Source organism: Weizmannia sp. CD-2023 (assembly GCF_036225245.1).
In the GTDB taxonomy this organism is placed as follows: Bacteria; Bacillota; Bacilli; order Bacillales; family Bacillaceae_C; genus Weizmannia; species Weizmannia faecalis.
Genome location: NZ_JARTJQ010000059.1, coordinates 43,547 through 51,592, shown reverse-complemented (window position 1 = coordinate 51,592; position 8,046 = coordinate 43,547). Strand labels below are relative to the sequence as shown.

Annotated in this window: 9 protein-coding genes; 3 read left to right on the top strand and 6 right to left on the bottom strand. The window is 47.8% G+C overall.

Annotated elements, in window-relative coordinates:
* Positions 1-871: IS1380 family transposase (locus tag P9687_RS08275; RefSeq protein WP_328228886.1), on the top strand; the 871-nt coding region annotated here is incomplete at its 5' end.
* A 243-nt stretch (positions 872-1,114) separates the two neighbouring features.
* Here the strand turns inward: P9687_RS08275 and P9687_RS08270 are convergent.
* The 6 genes from P9687_RS08270 to mvk all read right to left on the bottom strand — a co-directional run bounded on the left by P9687_RS08270 (position 1,115) and on the right by mvk (position 6,598).
* Positions 1,115-1,699 (bottom strand): zeta toxin family protein, encoded by a 585-nt coding sequence (locus tag P9687_RS08270; RefSeq protein ID WP_017553215.1) that lies wholly within the window; start codon positions 1,697-1,699, stop codon positions 1,115-1,117.
* Entirely contained in the window at positions 1,699-1,890 is a 192-nt protein-coding gene (locus P9687_RS08265; protein ID WP_017550691.1) for a hypothetical protein, read from the bottom strand. Before P9687_RS08265 ends, P9687_RS08270 begins: the two co-directional genes overlap by 1 nt.
* Before the next feature lie 193 nt (positions 1,891-2,083).
* The gene (locus P9687_RS08260; RefSeq protein WP_276210845.1) at positions 2,084-2,728 is read right to left on the bottom strand and encodes an SDR family oxidoreductase; all 645 of its coding nucleotides are present in this window, start codon (positions 2,726-2,728) and stop codon (positions 2,084-2,086) included.
* Positions 2,729-2,885: 157 nt separating this feature from the next.
* On the bottom strand, positions 2,886-3,986 hold the full coding sequence (locus P9687_RS08255; protein WP_328228427.1) for a phosphomevalonate kinase: 1,101 nt from the start codon (positions 3,984-3,986) through the stop codon (positions 2,886-2,888).
* 344 nt (positions 3,987-4,330) lie between these two features.
* Positions 4,331-5,311, bottom strand: a complete 981-nt coding sequence (mvaD, locus tag P9687_RS08250; RefSeq protein WP_328228579.1) for a diphosphomevalonate decarboxylase — start codon at positions 5,309-5,311, stop codon at positions 4,331-4,333.
* A 342-nt stretch (positions 5,312-5,653) separates the two neighbouring features.
* On the bottom strand, positions 5,654-6,598 hold the full coding sequence (mvk, locus tag P9687_RS08245; RefSeq protein ID WP_230090504.1) for a mevalonate kinase: 945 nt from the start codon (positions 6,596-6,598) through the stop codon (positions 5,654-5,656).
* Positions 6,599-6,729: 131 nt separating this feature from the next.
* Between mvk and P9687_RS08240 the strand changes: the two genes are divergently transcribed.
* Complete coding sequence (locus P9687_RS08240; RefSeq protein WP_328228428.1) at positions 6,730-7,038, top strand: hypothetical protein; 309 nt, start codon at positions 6,730-6,732, stop codon at positions 7,036-7,038.
* Between the two features lie 171 nt (positions 7,039-7,209).
* Positions 7,210-7,866: a hypothetical protein gene (locus P9687_RS08235; RefSeq protein ID WP_328228429.1), complete on the top strand. Its 657-nt coding sequence runs from the start codon at positions 7,210-7,212 to the stop codon at positions 7,864-7,866.
* Positions 7,867-8,046 lie beyond the last annotated feature (180 nt).

The window sequence follows — 8,046 nt, the reverse complement described above, 5'->3', positions numbered from 1 at the left end:
CCGCGGGGAAAGAACCTATAAAGGCTGCGACGGTTATGCACCTATGTTCGGTTACATTGGGCAGGAAGGCTACTGCCTGCATGTTGAGATGCGAAAGGGAAATAACCACTGCCAAAAAGGTACGCCGAATTTTATCAAGGAAACCATCCAATCTGCCAGGAGATTAACGGATCAGCCATTGCTTTTCAGGCTTGATTCCGGAAATGACAGCCGGGATAATCTCATCATTTTCTTGGAAGAACATGCAAGCTTTGTTATCAAACGCAATCCTCGTAAGGAAAAAGCAGAAGACTGGCTTCATATTGCCCAAAAATATGGGATCTGCTGTGAAGAACGGGAAGGAAAGAAGGTTTACCTTGGATCCATCCCCGAAACCATTCAATTAAAAGACCAGATACGAACCATCCGAAAAGTCTTTAAAGTGATCGAAAGAACCATCTCAAGAGACGGCCAGATTTTTTTAATTCCTGAATATGAATTTGAAACCTACTGGACAGATCTTGAAGTGCCGCCTCATGTGGTGATCTCTCTCTATCATGACCATGGCACATGCGAACAGTTTCACAGTGAAATTAAATCAGAACTGGATCTGGAACGGTTGCCATCGGGCAAATATGAAACGAATGGCCTTGTGCTCCATTTTGGTGTATTTGCGTATAATTTACTTCGTTTGATCGGACAAGAAAGCTTGAAAAAACAAGATGCACCATTGAAAAAGAAAGCAACACGAAGAAGAATCCGAACTGTCATCCAGAATATGATTACACTGGCTTCAAAGCTTGTTTACCAAGGTCGGCAATGGAAATTAAAAGTGACAGCGACCAACAAATGGTTGCCGACTTTTGCTCGCTTATACGATGCCTTTTACTAGACAACCAGGGTAATAAGCGATAAGAAGAAAAGCCGAAACAAACCAGAAAACTTGCAAAAAATGGAAATTTGCAGGTTTATTTGTCATGCCCTAAAATAAATGAAATAGGGAAATATTTACCTACTAAAACTACAAAAGTATATTTTATGAATAATCAGTTATATCTAGAAATCCACACTTGGGAAAACTACCTATTACCGATGTTTGTTAGATTTTCGTCACGGATTCAGGTTATAGTTAATGTCATTTAAATCGTTCCCAGACAGGAAGAGCCCATTTTGGCAAATTACTCTTTTCAAAAGTAATCTGACCATCATTTACTTCCAAAACAATTTCCCCGTTATATAGACTATTGTCGATTAACACAAGATTATCAGCCATAGTGGCATAGTTATGTAGATGTTCAAAAGACGTTTTATTTCGTCTGAGGATATCCTCAGTTGGGATGTCATGCCCACCATTTTTAACTCTCATTGCAACCCGTTCAATATTCTGATTCACATTATTTAGAGCTACGTAAAACATGGTAATTTTATAACCCATCGCTTTTGCTTTCTCCATTTGTCTAATGACATTTCCACCAGCAAGCGTTGTCTCGATAGAAAAATCCTTACCTTCTTGAATGTATTCATTTACTGATTTTATAACTTCTTTTCCCGCTGTTACCCTTTTTGATTCAGGGTTATCCGGATCAATTTTTCTTGCTGTAGCATCCGGATCAATGTTAATATCAATACCAATTTTGTCAATAATTAAGTTTCTTATTGTACTTTTTCCGCTTCCATTATTCCCCGCAAATACATAAAACATGGGGCTATGCTTATGCATTATGACTCACCATTATGCTTTAATGGGACTATATCTCCATTAGGATATTCCTTTACCAACTTGCCGTTTTTCTCGTACACAATATAAGTGTTATTTACTTTTGCATCAATTCTTGCTCGCTCGCCAGTCATCTTGATCCATTTGTCTGCCCAAGCAAATTTTCTTTTTGGAATATGATTTTGCTCTCCCAACTAGAAACACCACCTTCATATAAATCATTGATAACAAATGGATGCTACTGCGCTTCATCCTGCATGGCAAATATTGAAGCAGGACTTGCTGAATGCATGCATCCAGCAAGCCGAACCTTTATGAAACCCCCTTCTTCTATGAAGCAGGAGGGAGGGGGTTTTAGCAAATTGCATTTTTTTGATTTGCCCATTTCTATAAGCGTTTCAACTCTTCCTCAATCGGTGTATCTCCCGAAATGAGGTCGAATGCTTTCCGGTATGTTTTCGGTTCGTCGAGGCTTGCGAGAATGGTGCGTGCGACGTCTTCACGCGGAATGGTGCCGCGTTTTAAGTTTTCCGACGCTTCGACTTTTCCGGTGCCGGGTTCGTTCAGCAAGCCGCCCGGCCGAATGATCGTATAATTCAGCTTGGTTGACTGGAGCACGCGGTCTGCATAATGCTTGGCAACATAATACGGCTTGATGGCCTCGCTCCAGTTTTCGCGGTGGTGGGCCTGGAGCGCACTCACGATAACAAAACGGCTGATGCCTGCTTTTTCTGCCGCCTCCATCGTTTTCACCGCGCCATCCAAATCGACAAGTAACGTTTTGTCCGCGCCCGTGTGCCCGCCGGAACCAGCGGTAAACACAATGCAATCGCAGCCCTTCGCCGCTTCCGCCAGCTCATCGACAGTGCCTTCCAAATCGGATATGACCGCATCCACCCCTTTTTGCCTGAAAAATTGAGCCTGTTCTTCTTTCCGCACCATGGCGCGCGGAATATGGCGGTCACTTTTTTGTAAAAGGTCCACAAGCATTTTTCCGATCTTGCCGTTTGCGCCTGCAACAAGAACTTTCATCCAATCCATCTCCTTTCGTTTTTTTCTATTATTTCAAAAGGAGTATGGAGAAGCAAATGATTGAGAATATATGTACCAACCGGGATGCAGCTTACTTGGGGTGGAACTTCCGTTGTTTCCACAGAAAAGCAAAAAATCCGCATTTTTTTGCGGATTTTTACTCCATAATGGACACACCTTGTTCTGAGATATGAAGCGCAAGTGGGATAATGCCTGAAGCTTCCCATGCTGCTTTCAACGCGGCAGCTTTTCCCTTCCCTGCTACAAAGGCAATGCCGCAGTCTCCGCCACCCGAGCCCGATGATTTGCCGGCACCGAAACGGCTGGCAATGTCTGCCAGTTTCTTCAATGGCGCCGTTTCAATGGTGGTATGGGCTGCTGCTTCAAGTTTCTGCAAAGCACGCCGGTTTTGCCGGATGCTTTCAAATACGCCAGCCGTATCTTGCTGCATGAAACTTTCCGCCAGTTTATCCACTGCGGCGATACTTTCTTGCAAAAATGCCGTGTACGTTTCCGTTGCTGCCTCCCGCAATTTGCCGATGCGCTCCACCATTGGCCCGGTTGCCACGGCTTTTCCGGTCCAACCCACGCAAAAAATGAGGTCCGGCGGCAGTACCAATTTGGAAATGGACAAATACGGCCATTTTTCTGCCAGTAATTCCGAAACTGTGCAGCCCGCTTCCAACTGGGAAAAAATCCAATCTGGCCTGAATGCGGCATATTTCAACATGCCGCCGTACACGGAAGCGGCAAGATCCGCGCCGGACCCGTTGCCCTGTGTTTTCAAATGGGCCACAGCGGCCAGTTTAAAAATGGCTTCCTTCGTTTCCGGCAACCCTTTGTGGGCGTGCAAAAGGGCAGTAAGAACGGCAGAAAGAATCGCAGCACTGGAACCGAGCCCGTATTTTTGCCTTGTTGTGGGATCATCCAGTTCACTCGTTACCGTAATGTGAAGCGGGCGGAGCGGAATCGATTTTTCCATAAGCAGCTGGTTAAAAACGACGAGCGCATTTTGGATAAACCGGAGTTTCGGGTCATCGCGGTCAAAGCGGACTTCCCCGTTCTCCACACGCCACGCTGCATGCGGAATGCCAATCTGCGGCAAAGAAAAAAGGTTTTCCGTGCTTTCTTTTACCTCTATTGTGATGTATCGGTCTACCGCGGCAACCATAGCAGGGCAACCGGGTTCAATGACCGCATATTCGCCGGCAATCATTAGTTTACCCGGCGCCTTTACTTGAAATTGCATCCCGTTCATCTCTTTCAATCCTTTTTAGGTCGGTGACCCGTCAAATCTGCCAGCATCACATCCAATGCCTGCTGCACGCCTTTTTTTTCGACCATGTCCCCCTGGCCAACTAGCGGACGGGGGTTGCATTTCCCGCGTCAAAACAAGTTCCATGGCACTTCCATGCTCGTACGAAAAGGAAGCAGCCCAGAACCCGTTACGGGTATGGTGCCGTTAAATAGCGCGAAACAGCCAGTGCCGCCGAAATGGTTTTTTCAGCCACGGCTGCAGAAGGAAAAACGGCATTTTTTAAAAAGGGCATCATCTGGATGTTTTGGCGCCTTCCTGCCGGGGTTCCAGCGTTTCGAAAAGCATTAAAACGGGCCGTATTGAATGCCCGGACCTGGATGGCAAACCAGCACTTCGCGGACGGACGGGATGGCAGAAAGCGCATGATATACAGTCTCTTCATCTTTTCGTTCGCACAGCACTTTCACATTCGGGCCGGCGTCAATTGTAAAATAAGCTTCAATCCCGCGTTCGCGCAAAAGCGCCACTTCCTGCATGACATCGAGCGTTGCACTTTGCCAGTATAAAAAAGGCGGGTCGGCGCTGATCGTTGTCGCATGCATTTTTAACGCATTTGCTTCAAGCACGTGCCCAAGCATCGTAAAATCGCGCGCTGCAATCGCGGATTTTGCGGCGGCCAAATCTGTTTCCACAGTTTCGAGCCAGGCTTTATAAAACGGCGACGTGCTGACAGTCCGTTTCATCCCTTCCCTGCTCGAAATTTTTTTCTGCTTTGATTCTACCAAGCAGGATAAAATGCTAAGATCCCAATCGTCTTCGCTGAGAAGCGGAACCGCGTGTGAATCGGAGCCATCCGCTTTTTCACCTTTTTGCCACTCGACGAAACCGCCGTAGATGCTGCGGCAGGCGGACCCGGAACCTTGGCGCGCCAAGATTGACAGCGTACGCCCATCCACCTCAATGCCGAGCGCTTTAACAGCCGCAGCTGCAAGCGCCGCCATACCGGATGCGGAAGAGGCTAGCCCGGCAGCGATCGGCACTTCGTTTTGTGATTCTATATAGGCATATCTTTTTTCTCCCGCAAAGGCCCTGATCTTATCCATAAAGCGGGAAATTTTCGTCGTTTCCGCATCAATGGCCGGTTTTCCGTTCAGAAAAAACACGTCCGCCTTTAAAGCGGAATCAAAAGCCACCTTTGTTGTCGTATAAAACCTGTCCAGCGTAATGGACAGGCTGCTGTTCATCGGGAGAAAAAGCTTTTCGTCCCGTTTCCCCCAGTATTTGATCAGGGCAATATTCGTATGGGCCCTCGCTGTTGCCTCCATCTTTCATCGTCCTTCCAGTAAAAATGCCTTCTTGCTTTGAAAAGGTACTTCCCTGTCAATGCTATTCTCGCTGCCGGACAAAAAGGCTGCCCTGACCAACTATCTCCAAAGGAAAATGCCGCAAACCATTTTATTGCAAGAATCAACTGACCGTGATTCCCCAGCTCAGCAGCTTCGGGGCCCCTTTGCCAGCCGCTTCAACGGAAAATGCCTTCTAATGATTCGCCCGACTTTGAAGACAAGGACAAAAAGAGCTGCCCGCTACAAGCAAAAACAGGGAGCCTCTTTTACATGAAGCATCTCCTGTTTTCGGGGCTGTGCTGCATGATTGCGGAATAACGGTCATCCTTCCAGCGAAAATTGCCATACTTGGGCGGCGCCTGCATTTTGCAGGGCTTGCGCAACTGCTAAAGCCTTTTTCCTGCTTTCGGCGAGCGAAATAATGCAACCACCCCGGCCCGCACCGGTCAGTTTGGCACCGAGTGCGCCGGCTGAGCGTGCTGCAGCGCATAATGCGTTAAGCCCTTCGTCGCTGACACCCAAAACGGAAAGTTGTGCATGTGCTTCATTAAATAATCGGCCGAGATGCAGTCCGTCTTTTTCAATCAATGCCCTTCCCGCTTCGTGCACGATTTCGCCTAAACGGTTGATGGCGGACTCCACCGTTTTCGGGTCAGAACCGCTTTTTTCACGGATGCTCCCGACCGCCATTGCCGTATTATGCACGCGCCCGGAATCGGCGACCACCAGATAAAACGGAAGCGAAAACGGAAGCGGCCGGGCCGCCTTTCCTTTTTCAAACCAGATCGGATCATTGCTGATGACCGCCATCATATCGATGCCACTCGGATTCCCGTGGGCAAAATTCTCAGCAATTTGGACAAACCGTTCGAGTTCCATTTTCGTTAATTGTTTTTCAAAAAAAGCATACAGCCCGCGGACAATGGCAACGGCAACAGCAGCACTCGAGCCAAGCCCGCGCCCGATCGGAATGGTCGACTCCAGTTTAATCGCCAAATTTTCAGCCGGCTTTTTTAACGTACGGAGGATTTCTTTGACACATGCCCTGATTCCGTGAAGCCTTTCCGGCGCTTTATCCAGTGCCCCTTTGTAAAACCGGCAGTCAATGGAGAGCGGGCCTTGTTTTTGGATAACTGCCGTTTCAATTTTCACATGATCGAATGGAAGCGCGATCGCCGGTTGTCCGTAAACAACAGCATGTTCCCCCGCTAAAATTAATTTTCCGTGTGCCGTCCCGGTTGCTATATTGCCGGGAATTTTCATCATGTTTACCCCTCGCTTTCCCTTGCCAGACCGATGCGCGGTTTTCGGGAAAATTTTTTTCAAAAAAAGTCCTTCATTGTGCCGGCTCCTTAAACGGTGCCATACAGAAAAAAATCTATGTTATCCAGCGGTGAATGGATCGCTGGCAAATCGTATTCCATCGAGCATCGCCACTTTTCGACAATGCCTATTTTATCGCAACAGGCCGCGTGATGCCAATGGTTGAAGCCTGTTGCATATATATGAAAATATGGGCCGGATTCCCAAAAGTTCCAAAAGAAAACCAGCCGTTGGAAATTCTAGCTTATACCGGTACTGATAGAATTGGGTTCGTGCCTTCACCTCTTATGGGCAGCATCCGTCTTTTGCGAGCCGGATGTGGAAAGGTAGTTGTGCCCATTCCCGTTTCTACAGATGATGAAACGGGAGAATGCAATGTTTAAATCTGTGCCAAAAAATAACCGCTCATGGTTGTGAGGCTATCCACAAACAGAGCGATCACAGGATTACTTTCACCGTATCGTGATTCCCCGTCCATTCTATCGAAAATTGATCTTATTTGCAATAAAAGCGCAACGATTTGCATATACTGGAAATGATAAGGAGGATGTTTTGTGAAAGTCAGCGTCATACTTCCCGTTTACTATGTGCCGGAACCGGAGCTGGTGCGGGCGCGCTATTTCTTCCTGCGCAACGGAATGCCGTTTGAATTTGCGGCAACAGCAAGCGTTTCGCGCGGGTATTTGCCGGTAACGCCGGACGGCTGCTTTGATTTCCGCGCCTTTAAAGGAAAGCATGATTTCGACCATCTGCTTCCTGACGCTGTCCGCGTGCCGCCTGGGTTACAACCGGAAAAAGCGGAACTGCTTGCCGGCGACTTATGCAACCGCGCCCTTTCTTTAAAAGGGTTCGGCCAGATCGGCTATTTGCCGCCGCGCTCAAAGCAGGAAGCGGGCATCACGGTGATTTTGCAAAACCGCACCACAAAGGAGGAGCGGCGGATTCCGGCTGTGATCCGGCTGTTGCCGCAAAGAAGGATGCGCTTTGTTGCTGCCGTTGATATTGCGCTTTTAGCGGACTGGCTTGCATTACAGCAGACGGTGGATCTTTTTCTTGAGGTCAAAGCCGGCACTTTGCTGAAAAAACTCCGCCTTCATGCCGATCCGCATGCGAAACTCGGAAACTATGGCAGATGCGGGGAGCTGTCGGTCACAAAGTATGGGAATGTTTCGATCATCCCGGCTGCGGCGGAGCAGCGGAAAAGAGCATGATTTCCATATTTTGGTTTGTTTTATTTCGTGCCTGCCGGGAATAGGAACAGTGCAAGGCCAATACATCTTAAAAGAAGGGACTGGTAAAGTTTTTGATGAAAGACTTGACAGCAACTTCATTTTCCGTATTTGGCACTGCATTTGTCCAGCGGGCAAGTGGGACAACCGTCCGGAACCGAT